Genomic DNA, 26,846 nt, shown 5'->3' on the forward strand with positions numbered 1-26,846 from the left:
TTCACCTCAGGTTCTGTAGCTAGCATTTATCTTGACATAATCATAAGATAAATCGCAGCCCCATGCTTTTCCTTCGCCATCTCCATTATGCAGATCTACAAATATCTGAATGAAATCCTGATTTAAGTAATTGATTGCCGCTTGCTCTGAAAAGGATTGTGGCTCACTTTCCTTGAGCATAATGATATCCCCAATCGCTATATCTACTCTTTCAGGATTTACTGAAGTTTTGGTTTGACCGATAGCAGTGATAATTCTTCCCCAGTTAGCATCTGACCCATAAATTGCGGTTTTTACTAAGTTGGATCCAACAATTTGTTTGGCAATAACACGTGCTTCATCGTCATTATTACTTCCTGAAACTTTTACCTCCACAAGCTTCGTTGCTCCTTCACCATCTTTTGCAATCTGCTTAGCAAGACTCTCACATGATGTAGCAAGCAGTTCCAAAAAGATTGGGTAATCAGGATGATCTTCTGTAAGTGATTCATTTTTCGCCATTCCATTTGCCATAATTAACACTGTATCATTTGTTGAGGTATCTCCATCCACTGTAATTTGATTAAAAGTGGTTGGAATAACTTTACTTAAAGCACCTTGTAGTACTTCAGACGAAATATTTATATCTGTCGTAATAAAGCCAAGCATTGTTGCCATATTAGGATGTATCATCCCCGATCCTTTTGCTGTTCCTCCCATTGTTACCGTAACCCCATTGATAGTAGCGGCAAAACAGCATTTCTTCATTACTGTATCAGTAGTAAGAATTGCCTCTTGAAAGGCTTCGGCATTTTTCAGCGTGGCATTAAAATCGAAGTTTTTAATGCCTTTTTCAATTTTATCCATTTGTAAATATTCACCAATTACACCTGTAGATGAAACAGCAACATATTCTTCCTTAATATGAAGATAGTCTGCCATCATTTTTCTCATTTGATAGGCATCCTTTAAGCCTTTCTCTCCTGTACATGCATTTGCACATGCACTATTAACTACCACTGCCTGTATTTGCTTTTCCTTTGCAATAGATTCTTGCGTTACTTTTAAAGGTGCAGCTTGAAAATGACTTGTTGTATATACGGCAGCACAATTTGCTGGAACTTCACTTATAATGGCGCCAATATCTTTTTTGTTATATCGAAGTCCTGCGTGCACACCAGCAGCTTTAAAGCCAATCGGAGTGACGATATTTCCATCTTTTATTACTTCAATATGTGATGAATGTTCATGAATATTGTTAATAACCTGCACGTAGGCTCCTCCTTATGGGTAAAGCGGAAGAAACTGTAATCCAGTTGTTTCTTCATAGCCATTCATCACATTTGCATTTTGAATGGCCTGACCCGCAGCCCCTTTCATTAAATTATCAATAACGGATACAATCGTTAACCTTCCTGTACGTTCATCCACATTTATTCCAATATCACAATAATTGGAACCTGTTACTTCTTTAATGGAAGGATAGGTATGAAGTGGTCTCACTCGCACAAAAGGACTATTCTTATACATTTCCATATATAAATCATGCAAATAATCATTTGTGACCATTTTATTTAATGTTGCGTATATAGTTGCCATTAGCCCCCTGCTTGTCGGCAGCAGATGAGTTGAAAAAGTAATAGCTTTCATCTCAGAATTCCATTCAGCTAATTGTTGCTCTATTTCGGGAATATGCTGATGTTGATTCACTTTATAAATTTTAAAATTTTCACTCATTTCAGCAAACATATTAGCCCTAGACGGACTCCTTCCCGCTCCCGATATACCAGATTTCGCATCAACAATGATACTATTTGGTAAAATCATATTTTCTTTCACTACTGGTGCTAATCCTAATAGAGTTGCAGTGGGATAGCATCCTGGGTTCGAAATTCTCTTACTAGAAGCTATATTTTCTTTATTCCATTCGGAAAGACCATATACAAAACTATTGACAAGTTCAGCTGAAACAGGTTCTTTTTGATACCATTTTTGATAATCATCTGTATTCCTTAATCGAAGATCCCCAGATAAATCGACCATTTGTATTTCTTTATCTACGAATTCTTGAACCAATCTTCCAGATACACCTGTAGGAGTAGCAAAAAAAACAATATCACATTCTTTTGCTATTTTTTCTGGATTAATTTGTTCTAATTTATTCTCCATAATATTAAATAAATGGGGATATTCATTCCATACTGGAACTTCATCTCTTGTTGTATGTACAGACTTAATTGTAAATAATGGATGGCTATGCAAAATTCTAATTAATTCCGCACCACCATAGCCAGTTGTACCAATTATAGCTGCCTTCATGACTTCCTCCTTCCGATTGAATAATTGTATATTTAATCATTTTTATTTATAATTATTAATCTAAGATTCTCTTATTATAAAAACTACTGCACATAAAATCAACACTTTTTCATAAAAGTAATAGTTTTCTTATTTTTCTGATAATAATATAGGTAATAGGTTAATGAATTTAATTAGATTGTTTGTGTGGAAAATTTTTAGATGAAGATTGTTGGAATATGTGTGGATCGTATATGCTATTTTGATTATTTCTTCTTTTGTTTGGATCATATCTGCTTATTTTCAATCCTTTCTCCTTTGCTTCGAACACTATATGCATTTCTGCCGGTATCCATTCTACTCGAGAAAATTCTAAGCCCTCTATCTTCATGGAAAAAACTTCACTTTAATCCATAAAGATAGAGAATTTCTTGATTCAACATCAACATCATATGAGGCATTTATCTAGTGGTGTCAGAAATTTTCACAAAAAGCTCATTTATAAATCTTCTACTACTATATAAACAGCTTTTACTGGCCCATGGACCCCAACAACTAAATCCATTTCAATATCAGCTGAGTTACTTGGTCCTGTAATATAGTTAATACAAGACGGAAGCACTTCTCCGTTTTGTACTTTTTCTCTTAAGATTTTTGCTGCCTGCGTCATTCGTGGGACAATCGTGCTTTTTGGAATAATAACCACACTGTTTATAGGTAAAAAACTGACCGTTCTTCCACGATTTTTTCCACTATAAACAACAACTGTACCTGATTCTGCTAAAGTCATTTCACTTATCGTAATTCCAATATTTGCTTTCTCTGCCTTTTCAATATTCTCTTTTCCTAATATTGGGTCCCACTCAAATACCTCGATTTCTTCTTTGGGTAGCTTTTCGTTAAATAATTCCTCGAGTCCATACTGTTGATATCGAACATCCTTCCAAGTAACAATATTTCCGCCACCATACTCTTTAATGAAATGATGCAGTGTATTGGTGAGTTCCTTTTGGGAAGTAATGACTAAATCTGTATGAATAAGCGTACATTGCGATTTTAAAACCTCAACCAGTTCATCCTTCGATGCCTCTTTAAGTACCTCTTCTTGTGGCTGATAGGCCCAACGAGGTTTTTCTAACTTCGTTTTTCTTTGTCTGCCTAATTTAGAAGCAATTGTTTCAAGAAAAGCTTCCCTGTTCTCGATTGTCCCTGTCATTTTTTATCTTCTCCTTTCTCTCGATTCTTGAACCAATCACGGAATCTTTCTTTATTTGGTGCAGGAAGATCGCGAATATCTGTCCATTCTTTTAACATGCCAACACCTTTTGTAATTTTATCGCCTTTTGCTAATGGCTTTGTCACTGCAGGAGCCATTTTAGATCCAATATTATATAGTTTTGGGGAAGATGCTCCAATACCAAAAGCTTTAAAAATCATTTTTTCAGAAATTGGTGCTTTTCCTTCCTTTTCGACAATTACTTGTCTATGCTTATGCAACAACTCATGTAGAGGAATTTTAACAGGACACGCATCTGTACATGCTCCGCAAAGAGTCGAAGCATACGGCAACTCCTTATACTCTTCATAGCCACCTAACAAAGGAGAAAGAACTGCCCCAATTGGTCCAGAGTATATGGAGCCGTATGAATGTCCACCAACCTGTCTGTATACAGGACAAACATTTACACATGCTGCACAACGTATACATTGCAGAACAGATTGGAACTCTCCGCCAAGTATATCCGAGCGGCCATTATCCACAATAACTAGATGAAAGTCCTCTGGTCCGTCCACATCTCCCTCTTCTCTTGGCCCAGTTAGTGTTGTTACATAACTCGTTAGCTTTTGCCCAACAGCACTTCTCGTTAACATCCCAACCAATACTTCCATTTCGGAAAAAGTAGGGACTATCCGTTCCATTCCCATTACAACGACTTGTGTTTTTGGGAGAGCTGCGACTAAGTCTGCATTTCCTTCATTCGTTACGAGCGTAATCGATCCTGTTTCTGCTACAGCAAAATTGCAGCCAGTAATCCCCATATCTGCTGTTAAGTACTCATTTCGAAGCACCTGTCTTGCATGCCATGCTAATTCTTCTGGCTTTTCCGTATTGGTGTAGTTTAGTTTTTTTGTAAACACATCACGGATTTGTTCTTTGTTTTTATGCAAGGCTGGAACAACGATATGGGAAGGGGGATCATGATCATCCACCTGCAAAATGTATTCTCCTAAATCCGTTTCAATAACCTCGCATCCAGCCTTCTCCAACTTTTGGTTTAAGGAGATTTCTTCTGTGACCATCGACTTTGCTTTTACTACTTTTTTCACCTTTTTTTCTACAGCTACTTGTTCAATATACTTACTTGCCTCTTCACCGGTTTTCGCAAAAAAGACGTGACCTCCACGCTTTGCTACCTGTTCACTTAGTTCAAATAGATAGTAATCTAGATTTTCTAATACATGCTGACGGATTTCCTCACCATGGGACCGCCATTCCTCCCAATTCCCCATTGCCTCTGTAACTGTGTTTTTTCTTGTCTGAATGGTTTGTTGCGCCTTTGATACAGCACCACGCATAAATTCATTTTCCAACTCTGTTGAAACTCTCTCTTTAAATTTTTGTGAGCTTGTTTTCATCGACATAGCTATTAAATCCCCCCATTTTATTCTCGACTATTTAATACCTCTGCTATATGTAAAGCTTTTATTGCTTTGCCCTTTCGATCCATTCTTCCTCCAATATTCATTAGACAGCCTGCATCTGCACTAACTAAATATTCAGCATTTGTTGATTCGACACAAGCGACTTTTTCATCCACCATCTGTTCTGAAATTTGCCCCATTTTCACCGAAAAAGTCCCCCCAAATCCGCAGCAATTCTCCTTTAATGGCAATTCGGTATATTCAACTCCACGAACATTTTTTAATAGTTTAATAGGAGCTTCCTTTACCCCTAGCAATCTTGTCATATGACAGGATGTATGATAGGTAACCTTCCCGTGAAATGTTGCCCCGACATCTTCTATTTTTAAGACATCTACAATAAACTGTGTTAATTCAAATGTCTTTGTGACAAGCTCTTTTGCGATTGGCTCCCAGACCGGATCCCCTTTGAAAATATGCTCATATTCATGAAACATATAGGCACAAGAACCAGACGGACAGACAATATATTCTGCATCCTGAAAGGTCTTCATCATTGTTTTCATCGCTTCCTTCGTTTCCTTTACATAGCCACTATTATAGGATGGCTGCCCACAGCATATTTGTGTTGTTGGAAAGTCTATTTCACATCCTAATCTTTCTAACAATTCAACTGTTGCTTTCCCAACATCACTTTGAAACATATCAACAAGACAAGTAGCAAATAATGTTACTTTCATTTCAAATCCCCTCTTTCTAGATATACACCATCATTTTCTAAAAGAATATGAACACTAATGAACAGGTCATCTGATGACTTAATAAGTTTTTAAAGCGATTTCAAAACTTTAAATAGTTCTAGTAAACGATTAAAACCAAACACCTATTATTTATGTCACTTCTCCTTTTTAGCAAAATATTTGATTAATATCTCTTCTACATTTTCTAAATGCTGAGTCATGGCACTAACTGCCTTTTCTGATTCTTGATGCAAAATAGCTTGATAGATAAGCAAATGTTCCTCATAAAGCTGAGTCATCGTTGTCTGCTTTGAATATAACCAAATTTGCCTTGTTTCTTTCATCGTTTCTTGCATGAGATCTGATACATTCATTAATAGATTTACGAGCAATGCATTATTTGTCGCTTTAGCTACAGACAGATGAAATTCCAAATCGGCCGCTTCCCCTAATTCCTCTCCTCCATTCGCAGCACTCATCTTATCTAATGCAGCTTTCATTTCTATTAAGTCTTGATTCGTGCGGTTTTCCGCAGCAGATTTTGCCGCTCCACTTTCAATCATTCTTCTTACTTCCAGTAAATTCATGACATCTTTCTTGTTCATAAGAACCGCTTGGGGAAAAGAAAATACTACTTCCTCTGGATGATATGTTTTTACAAATGTTCCTTCCCCTTGCTTCAGTTCAATTAACCCCTTTGCCTTTAAGGCTGTCAGCGCTTCTCTCATTGCGGAACGACTAACTTGAAAGTTGTCAGCTAATTGCTGAACAGAGGCTAATTTTTCGCCAGACTTCAATTGTCCTTTTTTTATTGCTTCGTACAGAGCATCTGCTACTTCTTCGTATATTTTTTTCGGTTTTATTTGCTTAAATTCCATCTATTCACCTCCTTTAAATAAAAAATTTCCCTTCAGCTAGTTCTTACCCTCGCACTGTTAATTCCAGGGCCATTCAGAGCCTTCTTCCTCTTCCAATAAAAGAACATTTACACGCTCCCCCTTTTGATAACCTGTAGAATTGCTAGGAAGGATCGTTAATGCATTAGCAAAGGCAAGACTTGTTACAATATTCGATTTATCTACACCACTTGGTACGGTATGTAATCCATCCTCTTTCCAACTAACTGTACTACGGAAAAAACGAGTAAAAGCATTGGCTGTCAAAAAATCCTCTCCTAATATTGCAGGTGCAGATTGTAAATGCGGTTTGGAAGAAAAGAGATATCTTCTAATGATTGGTTTTGTAAAAATTTCAAATCCAACATAGCAAGCTGATGGATTCCCTGATAAGCCATATAAAAGTTTGCCATCTAAATGAGCAACCGTTGTCACACTTCCAGGTCTCATCGCAACTTTGTTAAAAAGCACTTCAGCTCCCAGTTCTTTGTAAATAGCTGGAAGCAAATCATAGTCACCAACCGAAACTCCACCGGTTGTAATTAATATGTCTACCGATTCAAGTTTTTCCTTCATCGCTTCATAGCTTACTGTAAATACATCTTGTAATTTTCCAAAATAGACAGGTATTGCTCCTGCTCTTTCTATTTGCGCCATTATCATATAGGCATTACTATTTCTGATTTTTCCTTTTTCTAACGGTTCATCTACTTCTAATAATTCCGTTCCCGTAGCAAATATTCCAATAATCGGCTTTTTAGCAACTGGAACTTTCTCGTAACCAAAAGTAGCTAGAAGCGCCATAATGCCTGGGTTAATTTTTGTTCCTTTTTCTACAAGAACTTTCCCCTTTTTTACATCTTCTCCTTGAAAAGAAAGATTCGTTCCTTTCTCCACTTCATGATCGATTATAATATAAGGCTGATCATATTCTCTGCCCTCTTTAACGACCTCAAACATTACTACTGCATCACAATCACTAGGTAGCATTGCACCTGTCATAATTCTGACAGCCTCATATTCTCCAATTCTTTTTTGACAAACTTGACCAGCACCTATTTCATCAATGACTGATAGTGTAATTGGCTTTTCCTTGCTTGCCCCTTTTAAATCAACAGAGCGTATGGCAAACCCATCATATGCAGACCGATCAAAGGAAGGGACATCATGATTCGCTACAATATCTTCACATAAAAACCTTCCATTGCATTCATAAATAGAGACTTCCTCTTTTTTCCCCTCTTTTGCAAATTTCATTACTCTCATTACAGCTTCCTTTACAGAAATCGGAATTCTTCTTTCTACCACTATTATCACCTTTGATACATATTTATTAATGAATAAAAATCAGCCACCAATATAAGACATTTCGATTTTTTTTCGTAGCTTTGCCGTTTCTTCTGTTCTTTCATCTGAATACCTGTCTGTTCGCTGTTGCCAAATATTCTTGATAAAAGCAGACAAAGCTAAATCATCTGCGCCTTCTCTAATAAAGTCCCGAATACTATGCCCTTTTTCATTAAACAGGCATGTATATAAATAACCATTAGCAGATAGCCTTGCTCTTGTGCAGCTTGTGCAAAAGGATTCAGAAACGGAAGTAATAAAACCGACAAGCACATCGGAATCTTTATATTGATACTTTTTGGCAACTTCTCCAAAGTAATCGGCCTCTACCGGCTCTAAGTCAAAGTTTTCTTGCAATTGCCTATAGATTTCTTTCTTTGTAATGACATCCTTCATCTTCCATCCATTTGTGCTACCAACATCCATGTATTCAATATATCGAAGCTCTAATTCATTTTCTTTGCAATAGGTGGCCATCGGAATTATTTCTGAATCATTCATCCCTTTTTTTACTACCATGTTTATTTTAATTCCTAAGCCAGCTTTTTTAGCTGCTTCTATTCCTTTTTTTACAGGAGTGACGCCTACATTTCTTCCATTCATAGCCCCAAATAATTCATCATTCATACTATCCAAGCTAATATTTACTCGCTTGAGACCAGCCTTTTTTAAATCATTCGCATATTTTGGAAGAAAAATCCCGTTCGTAGTTAAAGCAATATCATGAACACCCTCTAATTGAACAAGCCTTTCAATTAGCAAAGGCAAATCCTTTCGTAACAATGGCTCTCCGCCAGTTAATCTAATTTTTTCGACACCTAACTGAACAAACTGTTTTGCAATTCTTTCTATCTCATCAAAAGTTAATAATTCACTTGGAGGAAGAAAGGGATAATCTGGACCAAAAATTTCTTTAGGCATGCAATATTGACACCGTAAATTACAGCGATCAATAACACTAATGCGTAAATCCCTTAGTGGTCTATCTAGCTGATCCTTCATATTCAATCTCACTCCTTCTTACTAAACGTTCACAAAAATTTCACTTTTAACTATCATACCACTTTTCATAATATACAGTATATTAAAAATAAAGAAAAAAAGAAGGTTTCCCTTCTTCTTAATACGAGCTACTTATCTCACGCCTAAGGCGATTTTTGCATATCTTGACATTCTATCTTTCGTCCAAGCTGGAGACCAGACAATATTTACTTCTGTATCACTTACTTCTGGAATGTCGGTTAAGGCTGCTTTTACTTGATCAACAATAACACCTGCAAGTGGGCATCCCATTGCTGTTAACGTCATCGTTACCACCAATAGACCATCTTCTTTAAGCTCCAAATCGTAAACTAAACCTAAGTTTACAATATCAACACCAAGTTCTGGATCGATTACAAGCTCCAGTGCACCCATTATACTATCTTTTAGTTCTTCATTCATGTGAAGGCACCCCTTATATTTATTTATGGTCAAGCATATTTCCTATCTTCTTCAAGAGAAATTTTATCTTTATAATAACACTATAACAAATAATGATGTCTAGAAAAAAGGATTTGAATCACTCTTTTTACAATCCAGCTTCTAAATGTTTTTCAAACCATTCCACTGTTTTCAGCATAGCACTTCTACTTACTTTATGACCTGTATTTTCTTCCGAAAGATATACTAATCGATCGGGTACTTCCTCATACAGTGGCTTTATATGTTCATAAAACTGATGAGAATAGGAATATGGTACAACTTCATCCTTCTTCCCATGCCAGAACATCAGAGGACGATGCTGTAAAGCTTCTGGTGCCTTGCTTAAATCCAGTTCTTCTAATTGCCTAATTAGCTCCTCGATTTCCCTCTCACTAAGCGGCAGCTCATAGCCTCTTTTTTTCACTTCAGAAATGGTATAGTGAGCAAATTTCTCATAATATGGCATTCCCATCAAACTCACAGCAGTATTAATCCACGGATACTTTTTTAATGCACCTAATGTAACAATCCCGCCCATACTTGTTCCAACAATACCTATATACTTTTCATCAATAAGTTCTTTCTTGCTAAAATAATTTTTTATCTCTTCCATTTCATCAATCGTTTTCATCACAATTTGCCAGAAATTCATCGATAATTCCATAGAGGATAATCCCTGCTCTCGATCTCCGTGATATAAACAATCAGGGAGAACAACGCGAAATCCCTTCTCTGCTAAGTGATAGGCAAAATGGAGATTATGCTCCTTTGCACTGGTAAAGCCGTGTGTAAATTGAATATATGGTCGTTTTTGATCATAGTGGTCTTTTTTTACAATATGCAAAACTGGAATTTCTTCTATATGTAATTTTTCAACCAGAATCATCTCTCGCCCCTCCTTTTTGGAAAAAATAAATAATTCATGTACAATAAAGTGAAACTTTCATCAGTGGGATGCCTTCCCCCACTGATGATTAGTTGAACCAATCGGACCTTTACGGACAGTTCTTCTCCCATTAACCTCTTCGCATTCTCCTACTGCTTAAAGGGGAGAGTTACTGTCCGTTAAGAGTGGGATAAAGTGAAACTTTCATCAGTGGGATGCCTTCCCCCACTGATGATTAGTTGAACCAATCGGACCTTTACGGACAGTTCTTCTCCCATTAACCTCTTCGCATTCTCCTACTGCTTGAAGGGAATCTCACTCTGTTAAAAATGGGGAAAACTGAAACATTATAAAGGGAGTTTATCTACTATTTCATATATTTTACATAACTTAACAAGCTAAAAGTAGAATTAACGAATAAAGTGTAATAATATTCTATATGTATTAGTAAGTGTAACATGAAGTGGCATTTTTTTCGAAAATTACGCCCCTAAAAAGAAGAATTTCAAATTACTATATTGACACTAAAGGAGACACTATGACAGAAAAACACCTAATTGCCTTAGACCTTGACGGAACTTTATTAAAAGATAATAAAACCATTTCTCCCCTTACAAAAAAAGTCATTCAAAAAGCGATGAATGATGGTCATGAAGTGATGATTGCAACTGGGAGACCATACCGCGCAAGCGAAGCGATCTATCATGAATTAAATTTACATACTCCTATCGTTAACTTTAATGGAGCTTTTATTCATCATCCAAAAGATTCAAATTGGGGTTTTTATCATTCCCCGCTTGATATAAAAACAGCCCGTGATATTGTAGCTGCATGCAATGATTATCCTTTTCACAACATTATCGCAGAAGTAATGGATGATGTTTACTATCATTATCATGATGAAAAATTAATCGATATTTTTTCTTTAGGAAATCCAAAAGTAACGGTTGGAAACCTACTCGAATTTTTGGAAAGTGCTCCTACTTCTATCCTAATTCATGCAGAAGAAGAGCATGTTCCTGCAATCCGCAAGCATTTATCTGAAGTCCATGCAGATTTAATTGACCATCGCCGTTGGGCAGACCCATTTCATGTCATTGAAATTGTTAAAACAGGGATAAATAAATCAATTGGATTGCAAAAAGTGTCTGATTACTATCAAATCCCACAAAAAAATATTATTGCCTTTGGCGATGAAGATAATGACTTTGAAATGATTGAATATGCTGGAAAAGGCGTAGCAATGGGCAATGGGATCGATGAGTTAAAAGCCCTTGCTAATGACATTACTTTATCCAATGAAGAAGACGGAATAGCTATTTATTTAAATGAGGCTTTAAATCTTCGTGCTCTTTAAAAGTTGGGTATCTTTACCGTCTTTAAAGCTGATACTTTCGACCATACTATAACGGAAGCAGTAAATTACTGTTTCGCTTGAAAATGAAATGCTTCTTTGTCTTTCCAATTATACTCTAACACTCGGAGGGATCATGAATGGGAAAACGAAATAAATCGAAACGCTTCGTACAGCAAGGAGTAGACTCCGTATCAAAGCATTCCGAACGTATCCCTTATCATATGACATATGCTGAAGCTGAGAGCTACAAAATGTCAAATCAAAGACAATCTCATGGAGGATTAGAATAAATGGGAAATAGACTTTTTCAAGAAGCCAGACAAGCAGTTGAAGTAGCTAAATATGCGAACGGCAAAGATTTAGAAGGCTTAGTTGATAAAGCAAAGAATGCCATTAGCTCTGCATATTCGAACACAACTACAGCCGAACAGTCGCAATTAGCAGCATTACAAAAAGAGCTAGATCAAATTCACACACAATAATGAATGAAGCTGTCCAAATAAAGGTACTCTTTACAAGCATATAAAAAGAAAACGCTTGGGAGATACACTTTATTGGACAGCTTTTTTTAGTAGTTTCGCAAGCATGTTATAGAAATAAGCCGTAAGTTCAAGAAAATGTTTCTAACACCACTGGGTATGGCTCTTTTCCATCTTCCGAAAAGTATAAAATAACCGTTCCATTCGTTGGAAGATCTTTCTTATCCAAATGAATTTCTAGCATAAATTTGTGATCGGTTAATGGCACTTTCTTTTTGGCGATTAATTCATTGTGACCGTCCTCCACTGTATAATAGACATCTTCACTACCAAATATCATCCCTTTAACGAGATAATTTCCATTTGTCCCATTTACAGAGAGATTAGAAAGATTCACTTTTTCTTTATTAGAATTTGCCGATACTATGGACATATACGGAATAAATCCACTTATGAGAACACATAACACAACTGCTAATATTTTCTGCAAACAAACAACCTCCTTTATGCTTTTCGAAAGAAACCTAGTACTGCTGTCGTCTGTACGACATTGGTAAATGCATGTGGATCAACTTCTTTAATGACTCGTTCTATATCAAATAGTTCATAACGTGTCACAACAATCATTAGCATTTCCTTTGGTTCATTGGAAAATGCTCCTCGCGCTGGCAAAATTGTAATACCCCTAACTAATTTTTCATGGATGGCAATCTTTAGTTCTGTCGTTTTCTTTGTAATAATCATCACGGTTAATTTTTGATGTGCAGTATGTATCGTATCAATCACCTTTGTTGCCGCATAGAGATTCACTAGCGTATATAAAGCTTTTTCCCAACCGAACATGGCGCCTGCTGTAATGATAATTGCTCCATTTAATATAAAGAAATAAGTACCGACTGGCTTATCTTGCACCCGAGAAAGAATCATTGCGATAATATCCATTCCGCCAGTAGATGCTCCCCACTTTAACGTTAACCCCACGCCAACTGCAGCAATTACACCACCAAAAACAGCATTCAGCAAAATATCATGGGAATAGCTTGTTACTGGAATGATTTCCATAAACAAAGACATAAAAACTACGCTTAAGAAGCTAAAACAGGTAAAGGATCGCCCTACCTTTAACCAGCCAAGTATAGCAATGGGAACATTGAGAATAAATAATAATATCCCTGTGGAAATTGGTGTTACTTTTGATACAAGTTGAGCTACTCCTGCAAAGCCGCTTGCATACACATCAGCAGGTATTAGGAAAAAATTCATGGCAATAGCATTTAATAATGCCCCAAAAATAACAACAATTAATTTTTTTGTTAATAACCAATACATATGTATCCTCCATTACTTTATATAGTAATTTTTACTATTATTGCATTTACTATTCATTGTTTTTTCCCTTGAAATTTTATAAACTACAAATAAGTATGCCTTGTTATCAAAAAACAAGGCATTTTCACAGAGATTATTGTTATTTATCATAACTGTACTCCAATTACCATATGTTTTTATAAAAAATAGAAAGAAGTGGAATGAATATGACTTTTAAAATCCTAGCAGATAGTGCAAGTGATTTACCTCTATCCTATTATGAGAAACATGAGGTGACACTATTACCGCTAAAAGTTAATTTAGACGGGATAGAATACGAGGATTTAAAAACAATTGAACCAACCACTGTCTATAATGCTATTCGTAGTGGACAAGTTCCAAAAACATCACAAGTTTCTCCAGCATTATTTAAAGATGTTTTTACAGCATTAGCCCAAAATAATGAAAAAGCTGTGTATGTTGCATTTTCTTCGCAATTATCTGGAACATACCAAACAGCAGTAATGATTTCGGAGCAAGTAAAGGAAGAATATCCTAATTTTGATTTCACAATCATTGATAGCAAATGCGCATCATTAGGTACTGGTTTAGTTGTTCAAGAAGCGGTGAAACTCCGCGATCAAGGTAAAGACGTAAGTGAAATTATACCACGACTAAAGTTCTTATGCGAGCATATGGAACACTTATTTACAGTGGAGGATCTAGAATATTTAGCCAAAGGTGGCCGTGTTTCAAAAGCATCTGCATTTCTCGGTGGGTTACTAAATATAAAGCCTCTTCTTCATGTAGAAGATGGAAAATTGGTTCCTCTTGAAAAAATTCGTGGCAAAAAGAAGCTCTTGCGCAGAATGATGGAACTAATAGAAGAGCGGGGCGAAAAATTGGATCAACAAGTGTTTGCCATAAGCCATGCAGATGATGAAGCAACAGCTTTAGAAGTGAAAGAAATGATTGTAGAAAAATTCCATCCACAAGACGTATTCATTTCTTCCATTGGTGCATCTGTTGGTTCACATACTGGTGCAGGAACAATCGCTATTTTCTTCTTAAATAAAGTTTCGGAATAACAGCTTTAACATAGAATAAAGTTTACTCCTTTCACTCATACTATCAATGTTCTATGGAACAAAAGATGATGCTGAAAGGAGTATTTATTATGCCACATACTTCTGATAATGATAAAAAAGCAAAAGACAACAATGCATTGCGTCATGAAAAGAACATGATGCGTGAAAAAAACCGCAAAAATGGTAAACATCAATACAGCAAAAAAACAGATCATTTATAAGTTATGGAGGGGCTGTCAATGGGATTGGCAGCTCTCTTGATAGGGTTTGTTTTTGGTGTGGTGATTTATGGTTTCTTTGTTTGTTACCTTTTGATGCTGTTTTTTGTTAAGAAAGGCGTAGAGAGCGATTCTCTGTTACCTTTCCATGCAGATTTCTGCTCTAGTGGGCTTAGAGAACACTCCTCTGTTACCTTTCCATGCAGATTTCTGCTCTAGTGGGCTTAGAGAACACTCCTCTGTTACCTTTCCATGCAGATTTCTGCTCTAGTGGGCTTAGAGAACACTCCTCTGTTACTTTTCCATGCAGATTTCTACTCTAGTGGGCTTAGAGAACGTTTCTCTGTTACCTTTCCATGCAGATTTCTGCTCTAGTGGGCTTAGAGAACACTCCTCTGTTACTTTTCCATACTGCGTTCTGCTTTAACTATAAATGGCTTATATAAAAAGTGCATTCCAAATTTGGAATGCACCCATCTCATTTATTATAGATTAATTTTCACTATCTTCCTTTAAATACGTCCAGCCTTCTTCTTGATACACTTTATTTTCTTTCATTAACTTTCCAAGTGCACGTTTAAAGGAACCTTTACTTAGATTAAAACGTTCTTTAATGTCCTCAGGCATACTCTTATCTCCATAAGGCATTGCACCTTTTCGCATAATTAAATAATCCAAAATTAGTTGGGCGTCCTTATCAAGTGCTTCTTCTTTTCTTGGTAATAAGGATATATTTACTGTGCCATCTAGCTTAACGTCGATTATACGACCACTAACTTTTTCCCCTAATCTTGGTTCTTGACCTCTCTCAGATTCGTGAATAAATCCTTTATAGCCTTCAGCTGTATAAATCCAGCTTCCAACTTTTGCTGTTCGATAAATATAGCCATGAATGTTTTTATTAAAATCTTCTCTTGTCGCCTTTGTTGACATTTCTTCAATAATTGGATCCGTAGCTGGTTTTACATATAAATAATTATTTTTATTTACCTTTAAAGTAATATATAGCATATCTCCAACTTCTGGCCAAACCTCTTCATGAACTGGTAAATCATCTTCTCCTAATAGCATGTCCTTTTTCAAACCAATATCAAAAAAGCAGCCAATGCCCTCTTTCCGATCAGTTACTTTTACCCAATCATATTTACCAACCGCAATAGACGGGATATATGTACTGGAGCATGCTCTTCCTTGTGAATCGCTGTAAATAAAGACGCGTACTTCATCGCCTTCTTCGAATTTTTGATCTGTTTCACTAAAATGCAAAAGCACATCCTCGTCTTCCTCTTCAATTGTCAAAAAATAACCGAAAGATGCTATTCTTGCAACCGTTAATATTTCTACACGTCCCATATAATCTCTTAACGACATTTGTTTTCCTCCTTTATTTCTTGTCTATTCAACTTTTCATCTATATTCTTTTATCATCATTATTCCCTATTTAGTGAATACTTCATGCCTAAAGTTGTTACAACTGCTATATTTTACTATAATACAAGCATAAAAGAAATGGAATTAGCACTAGATATACTTAGAAATCGTGTATGATTCCATAAATCAGGAGGTAATTATGGCAAAAGATAGCTCATTTGATATTGTTTCAAAGGTAGATTTTTCTGAAGTTACAAATGCAGTACAGCTAGCAATGAAGGAAATTCAAAATCGCTATGATTTTAAAGGAAGCAAAAGTAATGTAACATTGGACAAAGAAGAATTAGTTCTTGTTTCAGATGATGAATATAAATTAGAGCAGCTGAAGGATGTCCTGATAAGCAAAATGTTTAAACGCGGCATTCCCATTAAAAACTTAGATTATGGCAAAATAGAAGGAGCTTCAGGGGGAACAGTCCGCCAAAGAGCTAAATTAATCCAGGGCATTGATAAAGATAACGCTAAAATAATTAATGCGTTAATTAAGAACAGTGGATTAAAAGTGAAAACACAACAGCAAGACGATCAAATCCGTGTAACCGCTAAAAGCCGTGACGATTTACAAAAGATTATCGCAGCTGTAAAAGACGAATCAAAAATTACGATTGATGTGCAATTTGTCAATTATCGCTAACTAGTAGTCGGATGGCAGCCAAATTAGGCTGCCATCTTTTTTTCGAATGCCTCCTTTTCCACTAACCCTATTTTTTCCATGTTTATATTAGTAGATTTGGGAAAAATAAGTAAACATGGACAAAAAGATAGAAGGAGTGATTGATATGAGTAATAGCAATAAGGAAAAATTACAACAAACCTTACCCCCACAGCATCAGAATCAGCAGCCAGGCATTCAGACAGAAATGAATCCAATGCCTAAAGATGTCGATCCCGCTTACAAAGGCTCAGAAAAATTAAAAGGAAAAACTGCTATCATTACTGGTGGAGATAGTGGAATCGGCCGGTCTGTAGCTATTTATTATGCAAAAGAAGGTGCAGACATCGTAGTTGTTTACTTAAATGAGCATGATGACGCCCAAAAGACAAAAGAGCTAGTAGAAGCAGAAGGAGTAAAATGCTTATTGCTTGCCGGGGATGTTGGTGATGAGAGCTTCTGCAAAACAATTGTGAAAAAAACTGTATCTGAATTTGGAAAAATTAATATTTTAGTGAATAATGCAGCTGAACAGCATCCACAACAAAGTTTGCTAGATATTAGTGCCGAACAATTAGAAAAAACATTCCGAACAAATATTTTCTCTATGTTTTACTTAACAAAAGCGACCCTTCCTCATTTAGAGTCAGGAGATACAATTATCAATACGACATCAATCACTGCCTATAAAGGGAATGAAATATTAATCGATTATTCGTCCACAAAGGGAGCGATTACTGCTTTCACTCGTTCCTTATCACAGTCTCTTGCCGGACAAGGCATTCGTGTGAATGGAGTAGCTCCGGGACCAATTTGGACACCGCTCATTCCTTCTACGTTTGACAGTGAACAAGTGGCATCCTTTGGTGGAAATACTCCTTTAAAACGTGCAGGTCAGCCTTGTGAGCTTGCTCCAGCCTATGTATATTTAGCTAGTAATGATTCAACATACGTTACTGGACAAGTTCTTCATGTTAATGGAGGAAGCATCGTTAACGGATAAATCATTTAACGCTCTAGCAATCCCAAACCGCTCGCGCCTTTATTGCGAGTGGTTTTTTCTATGATAGCTAATTTTATTTTCCCTTTTAAAAACTTTCTATTCTGTCAACACTAGTGGCAAAAAGATATAGAAAGAATATATAGGGAGTGTGAAAAATGATTGATTTGGCTTCAATCTATCATCGAAGTGACGGTAATTACTGCTATTTACAAAATGGAGATACCCTCCATATTCGAATTCGAACAAAAAGAGCAAATGTGAATGAAATGGAAATAATTTACGGTGATCAATACGAAATGAGTGATTATCATTGGGTATCCCACCGAATGATGATGGAAAAAAGCGGCACTGATTCTCTTTTTGATTATTGGCATTGTTCCATTTCTAATAAAAAAAGAATTCGCTATGGCTTTATAATAAGAGATAATGAACAACAAATAACCTATACCGAAAAAGGGTTTTTCCCCTTTGTTCCCGATGATGCAGGCTATTATTTTTGCTTGCCCTATCTTCATGAGAAAGACGTTTTTTCTCCTCCTTCATGGGTTTCTTCAACTATTTGGTATCAAATATTCCCAGAAAGATTTCGAAATGGGGATAGTTCTTTAAATCCTATAGACACTGCACCGTGGGGACAAGAGGAACCTGAATTATGGAATTTCTTTGGCGGCGATTTTCAGGGAATAATCGATTCTTTAGACTATCTTTCAGACCTTGGGATAACAGGGATTTATCTTACTCCTATTTTTCATGCAAAAAGCAATCATAAATACGATACGATTAACTATTTAGAAGTGGACCCACAATTCGGCGATACAGAAATGCTTAAAAAGCTAGTAAAGGAATGTCATAACCGCGGGATTCGTGTCATGCTGGATGCTGTATTTAATCATTGCGGCTATCATTTCCCACCATTTCAAGATGTTCTAAAAAACAAAGAGAAGTCGCGCTATAAAGACTGGTTCCATATTCACAAATTCCCTTTAAAAGAAGCTAACACGATAAATTATGAAACATTTGGCTTTTATGAAGCAATGCCCAAATTTAATACAGCAAATCAAGAAGTGAAAGAGTATCTTTTACATGTAGCAAAATACTGGATAACAGAATGTAATATCGACGGCTGGCGCTTGGATGTTGCCAATGAAATTGACCATGACTTTTGGAGATCTTTCCGCTCAGCAGTGAAAGACTTAAAACCAGACCTTTTTATATTGGGAGAAATTTGGCATGATTCCCTACCATGGCTTCGAGGAGAGCAATTTGACTCGGTAATGAATTATCCTTTACTAACGAAAGCACTTCAATTTTTTGCCTATGATATGATTTCTGCTAAACAATTTATGGAGGATATGACGACAACTTTACATGCATACCCAAGTACGGTGAATAACGTATTATTTAATATTATCGGGAGCCATGATACACCGAGGATACTACATGAATGTAGTTATCGAAAAGAACGTGTGAAGCTTTTATTCACCTTTCTCTTTACCTATCCTGGCACTCCTTGCATTTACTATGGAGACGAAATTGGTTTAGGAGGAGGAGCGGACCCTGGTTGTCGAAAATGTATGCTTTGGAATTCAGGAGAGCACGATGAAAAGCAAAAAGAATTTGTTAAGCGATTAATTCAAGTGCGTAAGCAAAGCTCTTTTCTCATAAATAGCAGTAATTTCCACTTTTTAACAAACACAGATTCTTGTTTAGCCTATTATTCAAAAAATGAGGCAGAAATCATACTCACCGTTATTAATAAAAGTGAAACGGAAGCACAATTTCTACTCCCCTTTCCATTACGAGGGAAAAAAATCTCTCTTTTATTAACAGACGAAGAATATGCAGCTGAATCAAATGATCTAGCAGTAATACTCGGACCATATGAATCCAGTATCCTTCGCTTTAATATGAACTATGAATATATCCATGTAAGATAAAGTGTGTTTTTCTATTAAAAGGTGTCCATTTGCAATGTACTTCCTCGTGGGCACCTTCTCCTACCTCTTCAATAATTTTTTCCAAGAACTGAAAATAATGATTGTTTCCTAACGTGGAACGTACTATATTTACTATTAGATCGAATTGTTTGAATTGTCAGGAGGAAATAAAGTGAATCAGCAAGCACCATCCAAATCAATTGGGCTTCCCTTACTTATCTCTATTATCGCAATCTCCTTTTCTGCGATATTCGTGAAATGGTCGGAGGCTCCTGCCACTATATTAAGCATGTATCGAATGTGGCTCGCATGTCTTATTATGATTCCCATGGTGTACATACACAGAAATGATTTTAAAAAGCTTTCCAAAAAAGATTGGTCGTTCTTATTTTTTTCCGGCTCTTTTTTAGCGTTGCATTTTGCCCTTTGGTTCAGTTCTCTAAAGTTTACTACTGTAGCTAGTTCTACGATTATCTTGGCACTTCAGCCTATTGTCTCTCTTCTTGGTGGATTTATTTTCTTTCGAGAAAGAACCAATTCTATTGCTATTATGACTATGGGTATTGCGATTATTGGTGCTGTGATGATTGGCTGGGGAGATATTGGACTTGACAGCAATGCAATTATAGGAGACGTTCTTTCCTTCTTGAGCGTGATTGCAGTAGTTGGCTATTTATTAATTGGTCAAAATATTATTAAAAAAATGACTCATTGGATTTATACATTTACCGTTTTCTTTTTTGCTGCCTGTTTGTTAACTGTCTATAATCTTATAGCAGGTGATTCATTAACTGGATACTCTGGCAGAGAATGGGGTATTTTTGTTCTGCTGGCAATTGTTCCAACGCTTGCGCATGTTATCAACAATTGGTTACTAAATTATGTGAATGCAACAACTATTTCTATGAGTATTTTAGGAGAGCCTGTTGGAGCTACCCTTTTAGCTGTACTGCTATTAAATGAGCGATTAATCCATTCTCAAATAATAGGTGGTATCCTTGTTTTATTCGGTGTATTCTTTTTCTTACTGCAAAAACAGCCTAAACATGCCATTACCCAAGAAAAGCCAATTGGATAGATTACTACCATTTTTATTAAATACCTTTCAATCAGTGGGCTCCCCCACTGATTTTTTCATTAACTGATTAGATTCCACTTAGAAAGCAGCCTAGTGTGTAGTCAATCTTAAATTTCGTACACAAAAACATCCTTTTTCTTGCATATTACTGGTAAATGAATCAAATACTACTTTAAGCATCTACATATTTCCAATTAGGAGATTCCTTTTCATGCTAAAAGAAAATCTATCGTTAAGTCAGTTATTTGCTATTATTATTGGTTTTAACCTAGGTACTACGCTAGTTGTCGTCCTTGGTATTACCGCAAAAGAGGATGCTTGGATTACCGTACTTCTCTCAACCTTTACAGGCTTAATTATTGCCTCTTTTTTTCTTAATATAAATGAATTAGTGCCTTCCAAGAATTTATTTGAGATCATTGAGTTTGGATTCAATCGATTTATTGCTATTCCCATTACGCTTGTCTATTCTCTTTACTTTTTTTATCTTGCGGCTAGAACCATAAGGGATTTTGGCGAATTAACGTCTACCTTTATCCTTCCGTTAACACCAATTGAAATTATTACTCTTTCCTTAATGTTGATAATTGGTTATATACTATATTTAGGAATTGAAATCTTAGGAAGAACGACGGAAATATTCACACCCTATTCTGCTTTATTTCTTTTCCTACTCATTATTTTCCTATTCGCAAGTCAAAATATTTCTATTACAAAAATACAGCCAGTATTGGCAAGAGGCTTACTGCCAGTAATCGATGCTATGTTTCCAATTGAAGTTAGTAGACCTTACGGTGAATTAATTGTAATGACATGTGTTTTCCCACACATTTCCAACTTAAAAATGCGTAAGAAATCTGTTATCTATTCAGTAGCAGTGTCTGGGATATTGCTCACTATTGCTACATTAATCATTACTTCATCTTTAGGGATAACAACGGCTTCAAGAGCTACCTTTCCACTTTTGAGCACAACAAGGCTTATTTCCATCGCGGACTTTTTTGAAAGAATTGATGCTCTTGCTGTTTTTATCATTATGTTAGGAATTGTTATTAAAAGTTCCATCTTTATTTATGGTGGGTTAAAGGGGTTAGAATATATTTTTAAATTCCCTTATCGCTATTTTGTCGTACCTAGTGTCTGTATTATTTCCATGTTTTCTATTTTCATTAGTTTAGATATTAATGATCATATTAAAGAAGCTTCTCTAGTTGTTCCATATTTACTATATTTACCTTTACAATTTGCTTTCCCTTGCTTCCTCTTATTTGTCCTATTACTAAAAAAATTCATCCATAAAGGAAACTCTCCACTTCATGATAAAACATATAAAAACCCCTAGATAGCACGATAGGATCGTCATTCTAGGGATTTTTTTATTTTCTTACTCTACAATATTGATATTATAATCTTTGAACCAATGATGGATTTGTACTAAGTGTGCAAGCAGCTGTGGTCCAGTCATTAGTTGGCCAAACCATGGTTCTTTGAATGCAGAACCTTCTGTTTCGATAATTTCTGACAGTCGTTCTTTATCAAAGAATTCATATAAAGCTGAACTTTTATCTGTTAATGCACTCTTTAGCATATTTGTTACTGTTTTTGTGTAAATCGGATTATGCGTCTTAGGATACGGACTTTTTTTGCGATAAAGAACTTCATCTGGAAGAATTCCTTCTAATGCTTTTCGCAGCAATCCTTTTTCTCTTCCTTTGTAATTCTTCATTTCCCATGGTACATTCCACACATATTCTACTAAGCGATGGTCTGCAAACGGCACGCGCACCTCAAGACTTGCTCCCATACTCATTCTGTCTTTGCGCTCTAATAATGTGGTCATGAACCATAATTGATTAAGATAGAATAATTCTCTTCTTTTTGCATCTTCTTTACTTTCGCCAGCTAATTTAGGCGTTTCCGCAATAGTTTGGTTATATTTATCCATCATATACTCTTTTAATTGCAATTTATTACTCCATGAATCTTTCAATAAATTTTGTCGTTCTTCAATCGATCTCATCCACGGGAATCCTGCTCTTTGCAAGTCAGCCTCTCTTCTAAACCATGGATATCCCCCAAAGATTTCATCTGCACATTCTCCAGATAAGCTAACGACAAAATCTTTTTTTATTTCTCGACAAAACCATAAAAGGGAGGAATCAACATCTGCCATCCCAGGTACATCTCTTACCGTTACAGCTTCATGTAAAAAGTCGGCCAATGTTTCTTGGGTGATAATACAATTATGATGGATGGTTCCAAATGTATCTGTCATTTTTTTAATATAAACACCATCAGAGTTTGGCTGGAACTCATTTGCTTTAAAGAACTTATCATTTCCTTCATAATCGATTGAATAGGTGTGCAGAGGTCCTTTACCATTTTTCGCATATTCCATTGAAGCGATTGCTGTAATGGCACTGGAATCCACTCCACCTGAAAGAAAGGTACTTAACGGTACATCTGATACCAATTGTCTAGTCACAGCATCTTTAAAAAGGAAACGAACTTTTTCAACGGTTTCATCAAACGAATCTGTATGTTCTTCACTTTTCACATTCCAATAACGCCATACTCTCAAGCCATCCTGTGTGAACTTTAATGCATGCCCTGGTCGAAGCTCTTTAATCCCTTTAAAGATACCGCTCCCTGGTGTATGAGAAGGTCCAAGAGCAAATACTTCTGCTAATCCTTCTCTATCTAGCTCCGTCTTCACATTTGGATGTGCAAGCAATGCTTTCAATTCGGAGCCAAAGATAAAGCTAGATCCTACCTCAGCGTAAAATAGTGGTTTTACTCCTAAACGATCTCTTCCAATAAATAAAGAATTTCGCTTCTCATCCCAAACAGCAAAGGCAAATATCCCATTTAAGTACTGCAGACATTCTTCTCCCCACTCTATATAGGAAGTAAGTAAAACTTCTGTATCAGAATGACCTTGGAATGAATATCCTTTTATTAGTAATTCTTTTCTTATGTCTTCTGTATTATACAATTCACCATTGTAGCAAATAGTGTAATGAAAGCCTTGTTTTTCTTTTGTCATTGGTTGAATACCATTTAGCGGATCTACCACCACTAAGCGTTTATGTCCGAAACCTGCATGTAACGCAGTCCAAACGTTTGTATCATCTGGTCCTCTTTTTGCCAATGTTTCTGCCATAGCGGATAAAATGACCGACTCGTTTCTTAAATCTTTTTTGTAATCAACCCAACCTGTTATTCCACACATGATTATCATCCTTTCTTCCGTGGAACTTATGATTAGATACCAATCAATCAGTATGAGGTATTCTATGCATCAAAATAAAAATGGTTATTTGTCCATACCAGGTTTATCTCATGATCCACTCAAAAAGGATAAATTAATCGTTTTCAATATTTTAATGAAGGAAAAAGAAGGATTAGTTATAAAATTTTGTTTATCTGTCTAAAAAGAATTTATGGGCGTGTAATCTTTGGGAGGTTTACAATGAACAATCAGCATAGATCAAAACTTATTGAATTTCAAACACGTGCCTTTACGAAGGGTACAGTTGAGTATATAAACAATCAATGGATTTTTTTTGATGAAGAAACAGAGGATGCTTCGATGCTTGACGAATATTTACATCAAGAAATCGAAATTCATTCCTTAAATCGCTGGCGAAAAGGAATTCTTCTAGAGGATGGGAAAGTAAATATCTCTGGATCAGTCCATTTTTTAAAGCATGAAGATCCTATTCGGATACGAAAGCATCTTGTCTTTGCATTGGAAGAATTATTAGATGATTTAAGTGATGATAGCTTTTATCAATTTATTACTACTCTAAATTCGATGAGATTCTCCATATATGATTGTATATATTGTTATAATCATCTTACTTTCTTAAAAGACGAAAAGCGCAAGAGTGGCGTTAATATGATGATTTTTGATAATGAGGAAGACCTTTGCAGTGTGAATCACCATTTCTTCTATAATGAAAAAAATACAGACCGCTTTGAGTTTACCTTAAATACTGGAAAGCGGATGATTGTGGAGAAGCTCTCTTCTTAAAAGTAATCCCTTATAGAAAAATAGTAGCACCAAGCAAAGATGCAAATAGTGAGTAGGTTTCCCGAGTGTCCGCTTTTATTTACAAGTTGACACCTCGGGAAACGAATGATTTTTTGCTTTCAAATGGCTTATATCCTTTCCTTATTTATCCGAAAGAAAAATGCCTTTAGTACCAGTAGGGGTTTTTAATTATCTAATGAAACATATTCAGGGCACCAACTTGGTCGTAAATGTATTCTTGCACTACGCCAGATTCCATCCAAATACGACTTCGGTAAACTCCTCGCCACCAATTTCTATCTCTTCTGTACCAATTCTTTTTCCACCGATGGCTTCATAAAACTTACAAGCTGGATTTTCCGCTAATGCAAAAATAATCATGCTATTAAACCCTTTTTCTTTTAAATATTCGAAAACTTTTTTCGCAAGTGAGCTGCCAATTCCTTTTCCTTGATAGGCTTCCAAAAGATAAATGGCATATAGCTCTCCATCATAACCTGAATACTGCCCACTTCTTTCTTTTCCACCATTTGCAAACCCAACAATCTGTCCCTCTTCATTTTCAGCAACAAAGACACTTCCTGTCAGGATAGCTCTTTTCCAGATTTCTTCTTTTTCTTCGTAAATAAGTGCCTTTAAATAGGTATCTGGAACAATCCCTCTATAGGTTGTTCGCCAACTATCTATATGTACTTTTGCTATTCCTTTGGCATCCTCACTTCTTGCTTTTCTTATCATCATATGTACGCTCTCCTTTCTTTATATATGGAAGGTTTTTTTCACCTCCCATTCTGGAAACCATGTAACCTCCCATCCGAGTGATCCGGTTTGTATCCATTCTACAGCCTTTAATACAAGTGGCGATGCGTTATGGATAGTAATATTTTCTATAGAAACCCATTCAGCTCCTAACGAATCTTGCCCCTCAAATTGCTCTGGAACGGTAATTTCCCCACCTATTTTTCTAGCTGTGTAAAATGCAGCGATATGGTGAATATGTGTAAATTCCCTCCAGTTACATGGGAACATAAAATCAGCCATCCCAATTTGCTTCTGTATTTCTATTTCTATCCCTGTCTCTTCTAAGAACTCTCTTCTCATTGCCATCGTTAAACTTTCTCCTTGCTCCAAACTCCCACCAGGTAAATCAAAGCGATTGGCATATGGCCCCCTCTTCTTATGTATAACGAGCAATCTATCTTTTTCTACAAGAATTCCATAGACTCCAAATGGTTGATGAAACTTCCTCTCTTCCTTCAATCGTTATCCCCCCATATTCGTTTAACTGACACCCTATCTGAATGGTAATTAATTTGAATGACATCAGGGTTCGAAAGCTTGCTCCATTCTATATAACCGACGGAAGGATCAACATATTTCCACATTAATGCAAGCAAATTCCCATGTGTCACTATTGCAAACCTATTCTCTGGTCTTTGAAGACACTCCTTCATTACTTCTGTTGCTCTTGTCATCGCTTGTCTACTGGATTCTCCGCCTTCGTATGCAATATCTAAATCTGTAAAAGATTGTTTCAATAAAGATTGCCAATTGTTTAGATTTCGGCTACTAAGCTTTCTTTCTATCAAGCGCTCCTCATTTTGAATCGGTATTTGGAGTCTTTCTGCCAATGGCTTAGCAGATTCATATGCACGAAGATAGGGACTAGAGAGGATTAATTGGATGCCTTCATCTTTCAAAAAATCCGCTAACTCACTCGACTGTCTCTTTCCATTAGCAGTTAAAGGAGCTTCCGCTTTCTGGCCATAAGCCTCACAATGACGAATTAGGTAAATATTTTTACTATTAATCAAATTTTCACCAGCCTTCCCACAATAGCCTATAACCAGTTTAACAAATTATTGGAAAATTCTATAGATAAATCATAAACTACACGTTTCTAAATAAATATCTGCTGTTGATAGTTTTAAAGAGGATTTATACTTTAGGAGGAAATATGAATAAATAGAGAACTAGATATTCTTTAAGATAATAACCGCATAAAC

29 protein-coding genes are annotated in these 26,846 nt (G+C 36.1%); 12 read left to right on the forward strand and 17 right to left on the reverse strand.

From position 1 onward, the window contains the following. Positions 1 to 6: 6 nt before the first annotated feature. From argJ to QQZ16_RS02700, 10 genes are all read right to left on the reverse strand, one after another. Complete coding sequence (argJ, locus tag QQZ16_RS02655) at positions 7 to 1,251, reverse strand: bifunctional ornithine acetyltransferase/N-acetylglutamate synthase (RefSeq protein ID WP_031538193.1); 1,245 nt, start codon at positions 1,249 to 1,251, stop codon at positions 7 to 9. Between the two features lie 12 nt (positions 1,252 to 1,263). Further along, entirely contained in the window at positions 1,264 to 2,298 is a 1,035-nt protein-coding gene (gene argC, locus QQZ16_RS02660) for an N-acetyl-gamma-glutamyl-phosphate reductase (RefSeq protein WP_031538192.1), read from the reverse strand. A 478-nt stretch (positions 2,299 to 2,776) separates the two neighbouring features. Then, positions 2,777 to 3,493: a LutC/YkgG family protein gene (locus QQZ16_RS02665; RefSeq protein WP_031538188.1), complete on the reverse strand. Its 717-nt coding sequence runs from the start codon at positions 3,491 to 3,493 to the stop codon at positions 2,777 to 2,779. Continuing rightward, a complete protein-coding gene (locus QQZ16_RS02670; RefSeq protein WP_284561069.1) occupies positions 3,490 to 4,920 on the reverse strand; it encodes a LutB/LldF family L-lactate oxidation iron-sulfur protein in 1,431 nt (476 codons plus the stop codon). The genes QQZ16_RS02665 and QQZ16_RS02670 overlap by 4 nt, the downstream gene beginning before the upstream one ends. A gap of 20 nt (positions 4,921 to 4,940) precedes the next feature. Next, positions 4,941 to 5,660, reverse strand: a complete 720-nt coding sequence (locus QQZ16_RS02675; protein ID WP_284561070.1) for a (Fe-S)-binding protein — start codon at positions 5,658 to 5,660, stop codon at positions 4,941 to 4,943. A 155-nt stretch (positions 5,661 to 5,815) separates the two neighbouring features. Beyond that, the gene (locus QQZ16_RS02680; RefSeq protein ID WP_284561071.1) at positions 5,816 to 6,538 is read right to left on the reverse strand and encodes a FadR/GntR family transcriptional regulator; all 723 of its coding nucleotides are present in this window, start codon (positions 6,536 to 6,538) and stop codon (positions 5,816 to 5,818) included. A gap of 57 nt (positions 6,539 to 6,595) precedes the next feature. After that, the gene (locus QQZ16_RS02685) at positions 6,596 to 7,864 is read right to left on the reverse strand and encodes a molybdopterin molybdotransferase MoeA (RefSeq protein ID WP_284561072.1); all 1,269 of its coding nucleotides are present in this window, start codon (positions 7,862 to 7,864) and stop codon (positions 6,596 to 6,598) included. A gap of 39 nt (positions 7,865 to 7,903) precedes the next feature. Beyond that, positions 7,904 to 8,917, reverse strand: a complete 1,014-nt coding sequence (gene moaA, locus QQZ16_RS02690; protein ID WP_284561073.1) for a GTP 3',8-cyclase MoaA — start codon at positions 8,915 to 8,917, stop codon at positions 7,904 to 7,906. A gap of 120 nt (positions 8,918 to 9,037) precedes the next feature. Next, on the reverse strand, positions 9,038 to 9,346 hold the full coding sequence (locus QQZ16_RS02695) for a metal-sulfur cluster assembly factor (protein ID WP_031538181.1): 309 nt from the start codon (positions 9,344 to 9,346) through the stop codon (positions 9,038 to 9,040). A 127-nt stretch (positions 9,347 to 9,473) separates the two neighbouring features. Further along, positions 9,474 to 10,253, reverse strand: a complete 780-nt coding sequence (locus QQZ16_RS02700; RefSeq protein WP_284561074.1) for an alpha/beta fold hydrolase — start codon at positions 10,251 to 10,253, stop codon at positions 9,474 to 9,476. 538 nt (positions 10,254 to 10,791) lie between these two features. On the opposite strand from QQZ16_RS02700, the gene QQZ16_RS02705 reads away from it, so the two are divergent. The 3 genes from QQZ16_RS02705 (at position 10,792) to QQZ16_RS02715 (ending at position 12,092) form a co-directional block, all read left to right on the forward strand. Further along, positions 10,792 to 11,610, forward strand: a complete 819-nt coding sequence (locus tag QQZ16_RS02705; protein ID WP_235252317.1) for a Cof-type HAD-IIB family hydrolase — start codon at positions 10,792 to 10,794, stop codon at positions 11,608 to 11,610. Between the two features lie 137 nt (positions 11,611 to 11,747). Further along, positions 11,748 to 11,900: a hypothetical protein gene (locus QQZ16_RS02710; protein ID WP_235252318.1), complete on the forward strand. Its 153-nt coding sequence runs from the start codon at positions 11,748 to 11,750 to the stop codon at positions 11,898 to 11,900. Beyond that, positions 11,901 to 12,092: a DUF3813 domain-containing protein gene (locus tag QQZ16_RS02715; protein ID WP_031540711.1), complete on the forward strand. Its 192-nt coding sequence runs from the start codon at positions 11,901 to 11,903 to the stop codon at positions 12,090 to 12,092. Between the two features lie 127 nt (positions 12,093 to 12,219). On the opposite strand, the gene QQZ16_RS02720 is transcribed toward QQZ16_RS02715, so the two are convergent. Continuing rightward, positions 12,220 to 12,579, reverse strand: a complete 360-nt coding sequence (locus QQZ16_RS02720; RefSeq protein ID WP_235252319.1) for a hypothetical protein — start codon at positions 12,577 to 12,579, stop codon at positions 12,220 to 12,222. A 14-nt stretch (positions 12,580 to 12,593) separates the two neighbouring features. After that, positions 12,594 to 13,418: a YitT family protein gene (locus tag QQZ16_RS02725; RefSeq protein ID WP_031540713.1), complete on the reverse strand. Its 825-nt coding sequence runs from the start codon at positions 13,416 to 13,418 to the stop codon at positions 12,594 to 12,596. 206 nt (positions 13,419 to 13,624) lie between these two features. Between QQZ16_RS02725 and QQZ16_RS02730 the strand changes: the two genes are divergently transcribed. The 3 genes from QQZ16_RS02730 (at position 13,625) to QQZ16_RS02740 (ending at position 14,922) form a co-directional block, all read left to right on the forward strand. Beyond that, complete coding sequence (locus tag QQZ16_RS02730; RefSeq protein ID WP_031540714.1) at positions 13,625 to 14,485, forward strand: DegV family protein; 861 nt, start codon at positions 13,625 to 13,627, stop codon at positions 14,483 to 14,485. Between the two features lie 89 nt (positions 14,486 to 14,574). Then, positions 14,575 to 14,706 carry a DUF3941 domain-containing protein gene (locus QQZ16_RS02735; protein WP_081836758.1) on the forward strand — a complete coding sequence of 44 codons (132 nt, stop codon included), beginning with the start codon at positions 14,575 to 14,577 and terminating at the stop codon, positions 14,704 to 14,706. Positions 14,707 to 14,724: 18 nt separating this feature from the next. Next, complete coding sequence (locus tag QQZ16_RS02740; protein WP_235252320.1) at positions 14,725 to 14,922, forward strand: hypothetical protein; 198 nt, start codon at positions 14,725 to 14,727, stop codon at positions 14,920 to 14,922. 273 nt (positions 14,923 to 15,195) lie between these two features. Here QQZ16_RS02740 and QQZ16_RS02745 read toward each other — a convergent pair whose 3' ends face one another. Further along, a complete protein-coding gene (locus QQZ16_RS02745) occupies positions 15,196 to 16,074 on the reverse strand; it encodes a CvfB family protein (RefSeq protein WP_031540715.1) in 879 nt (292 codons plus the stop codon). Between the two features lie 199 nt (positions 16,075 to 16,273). On the opposite strand from QQZ16_RS02745, the gene QQZ16_RS02750 reads away from it, so the two are divergent. The 5 genes from QQZ16_RS02750 (at position 16,274) to QQZ16_RS02770 (ending at position 22,146) form a co-directional block, all read left to right on the forward strand. Continuing rightward, the gene (locus tag QQZ16_RS02750; RefSeq protein WP_031540716.1) at positions 16,274 to 16,768 is read left to right on the forward strand and encodes a YajQ family cyclic di-GMP-binding protein; all 495 of its coding nucleotides are present in this window, start codon (positions 16,274 to 16,276) and stop codon (positions 16,766 to 16,768) included. Between the two features lie 145 nt (positions 16,769 to 16,913). Continuing rightward, positions 16,914 to 17,789 (forward strand): SDR family oxidoreductase, encoded by an 876-nt coding sequence (locus tag QQZ16_RS02755; RefSeq protein WP_031540717.1) that lies wholly within the window; start codon positions 16,914 to 16,916, stop codon positions 17,787 to 17,789. A gap of 155 nt (positions 17,790 to 17,944) precedes the next feature. Continuing rightward, on the forward strand, positions 17,945 to 19,726 hold the full coding sequence (locus tag QQZ16_RS02760) for a glycoside hydrolase family 13 protein (protein WP_031540718.1): 1,782 nt from the start codon (positions 17,945 to 17,947) through the stop codon (positions 19,724 to 19,726). 172 nt (positions 19,727 to 19,898) lie between these two features. Continuing rightward, a complete protein-coding gene (locus QQZ16_RS02765) occupies positions 19,899 to 20,804 on the forward strand; it encodes a DMT family transporter (protein ID WP_031540719.1) in 906 nt (301 codons plus the stop codon). Positions 20,805 to 21,015: 211 nt separating this feature from the next. Beyond that, entirely contained in the window at positions 21,016 to 22,146 is a 1,131-nt protein-coding gene (locus QQZ16_RS02770; RefSeq protein ID WP_031540720.1) for a GerAB/ArcD/ProY family transporter, read from the forward strand. A gap of 42 nt (positions 22,147 to 22,188) precedes the next feature. Here QQZ16_RS02770 and asnB read toward each other — a convergent pair whose 3' ends face one another. Further along, the gene (gene asnB / locus QQZ16_RS02775) at positions 22,189 to 24,036 is read right to left on the reverse strand and encodes an asparagine synthase (glutamine-hydrolyzing) (protein ID WP_031540721.1); all 1,848 of its coding nucleotides are present in this window, start codon (positions 24,034 to 24,036) and stop codon (positions 22,189 to 22,191) included. A 240-nt stretch (positions 24,037 to 24,276) separates the two neighbouring features. On the opposite strand from asnB, the gene QQZ16_RS02780 reads away from it, so the two are divergent. After that, the gene (locus QQZ16_RS02780; RefSeq protein ID WP_031540722.1) at positions 24,277 to 24,840 is read left to right on the forward strand and encodes a DUF2777 domain-containing protein; all 564 of its coding nucleotides are present in this window, start codon (positions 24,277 to 24,279) and stop codon (positions 24,838 to 24,840) included. Between the two features lie 243 nt (positions 24,841 to 25,083). Here QQZ16_RS02780 and QQZ16_RS02785 read toward each other — a convergent pair whose 3' ends face one another. The 3 genes from QQZ16_RS02785 to QQZ16_RS02795 are packed head-to-tail and all read right to left on the reverse strand — an operon-like array spanning position 25,084 to position 26,654. Next, positions 25,084 to 25,581 carry a GNAT family N-acetyltransferase gene (locus tag QQZ16_RS02785; RefSeq protein ID WP_031540723.1) on the reverse strand — a complete coding sequence of 166 codons (498 nt, stop codon included), beginning with the start codon at positions 25,579 to 25,581 and terminating at the stop codon, positions 25,084 to 25,086. Positions 25,582 to 25,599: 18 nt separating this feature from the next. Then, the gene (locus tag QQZ16_RS02790) at positions 25,600 to 26,100 is read right to left on the reverse strand and encodes an NUDIX hydrolase (protein WP_031540724.1); all 501 of its coding nucleotides are present in this window, start codon (positions 26,098 to 26,100) and stop codon (positions 25,600 to 25,602) included. Continuing rightward, positions 26,097 to 26,654 carry a histidine phosphatase family protein gene (locus tag QQZ16_RS02795; protein ID WP_048719196.1) on the reverse strand — a complete coding sequence of 186 codons (558 nt, stop codon included), beginning with the start codon at positions 26,652 to 26,654 and terminating at the stop codon, positions 26,097 to 26,099. Before QQZ16_RS02795 ends, QQZ16_RS02790 begins: the two co-directional genes overlap by 4 nt. Positions 26,655 to 26,846: the final 192 nt, after the last annotated feature.

Source organism: Bacillus sp. T2.9-1 (assembly GCF_950097965.1).
Taxonomy (GTDB): domain Bacteria; phylum Bacillota; class Bacilli; order Bacillales; family Cytobacillaceae; genus Niallia; species Niallia hominis.

Excerpts from the sequence above, each read along its gene's own strand:
- argC (WP_031538192.1), bottom strand. The coding sequence starts at position 2,298 with ATGAAGGCAGCTATAATTGGTACAACTGGCTATGGTGGTGCGGAATTA.
- QQZ16_RS02665 (WP_031538188.1), bottom strand. The coding sequence starts at position 3,493 with ATGACAGGGACAATCGAGAACAGGGAAGCTTTTCTTGAAACAATTGCT.
- QQZ16_RS02670 (WP_284561069.1), bottom strand. The coding sequence starts at position 4,920 with ATGTCGATGAAAACAAGCTCACAAAAATTTAAAGAGAGAGTTTCAACA.
- QQZ16_RS02675 (WP_284561070.1), bottom strand. The coding sequence starts at position 5,660 with ATGAAAGTAACATTATTTGCTACTTGTCTTGTTGATATGTTTCAAAGT.
- QQZ16_RS02680 (WP_284561071.1), bottom strand. The coding sequence starts at position 6,538 with ATGGAATTTAAGCAAATAAAACCGAAAAAAATATACGAAGAAGTAGCA.
- QQZ16_RS02695 (WP_031538181.1), bottom strand. The coding sequence starts at position 9,346 with ATGAATGAAGAACTAAAAGATAGTATAATGGGTGCACTGGAGCTTGTA.
- QQZ16_RS02700 (WP_284561074.1), bottom strand. The coding sequence starts at position 10,253 with ATGATTCTGGTTGAAAAATTACATATAGAAGAAATTCCAGTTTTGCAT.
- QQZ16_RS02705 (WP_235252317.1), top strand. The coding sequence starts at position 10,792 with ATGACAGAAAAACACCTAATTGCCTTAGACCTTGACGGAACTTTATTA.
- QQZ16_RS02710 (WP_235252318.1), top strand. The coding sequence starts at position 11,748 with ATGGGAAAACGAAATAAATCGAAACGCTTCGTACAGCAAGGAGTAGAC.
- QQZ16_RS02715 (WP_031540711.1), top strand. The coding sequence starts at position 11,901 with ATGGGAAATAGACTTTTTCAAGAAGCCAGACAAGCAGTTGAAGTAGCT.
- QQZ16_RS02725 (WP_031540713.1), bottom strand. The coding sequence starts at position 13,418 with ATGTATTGGTTATTAACAAAAAAATTAATTGTTGTTATTTTTGGGGCA.
- QQZ16_RS02730 (WP_031540714.1), top strand. The coding sequence starts at position 13,625 with ATGACTTTTAAAATCCTAGCAGATAGTGCAAGTGATTTACCTCTATCC.
- QQZ16_RS02735 (WP_081836758.1), top strand. The coding sequence starts at position 14,575 with ATGCCACATACTTCTGATAATGATAAAAAAGCAAAAGACAACAATGCA.
- QQZ16_RS02740 (WP_235252320.1), top strand. The coding sequence starts at position 14,725 with ATGGGATTGGCAGCTCTCTTGATAGGGTTTGTTTTTGGTGTGGTGATT.
- QQZ16_RS02745 (WP_031540715.1), bottom strand. The coding sequence starts at position 16,074 with ATGTCGTTAAGAGATTATATGGGACGTGTAGAAATATTAACGGTTGCA.
- QQZ16_RS02750 (WP_031540716.1), top strand. The coding sequence starts at position 16,274 with ATGGCAAAAGATAGCTCATTTGATATTGTTTCAAAGGTAGATTTTTCT.
- QQZ16_RS02755 (WP_031540717.1), top strand. The coding sequence starts at position 16,914 with ATGAGTAATAGCAATAAGGAAAAATTACAACAAACCTTACCCCCACAG.
- QQZ16_RS02760 (WP_031540718.1), top strand. The coding sequence starts at position 17,945 with ATGATTGATTTGGCTTCAATCTATCATCGAAGTGACGGTAATTACTGC.
- QQZ16_RS02770 (WP_031540720.1), top strand. The coding sequence starts at position 21,016 with ATGCTAAAAGAAAATCTATCGTTAAGTCAGTTATTTGCTATTATTATT.
- asnB (WP_031540721.1), bottom strand. The coding sequence starts at position 24,036 with ATGTGTGGAATAACAGGTTGGGTTGATTACAAAAAAGATTTAAGAAAC.
- QQZ16_RS02780 (WP_031540722.1), top strand. The coding sequence starts at position 24,277 with ATGAACAATCAGCATAGATCAAAACTTATTGAATTTCAAACACGTGCC.
- QQZ16_RS02785 (WP_031540723.1), bottom strand. The coding sequence starts at position 25,581 with ATGATGATAAGAAAAGCAAGAAGTGAGGATGCCAAAGGAATAGCAAAA.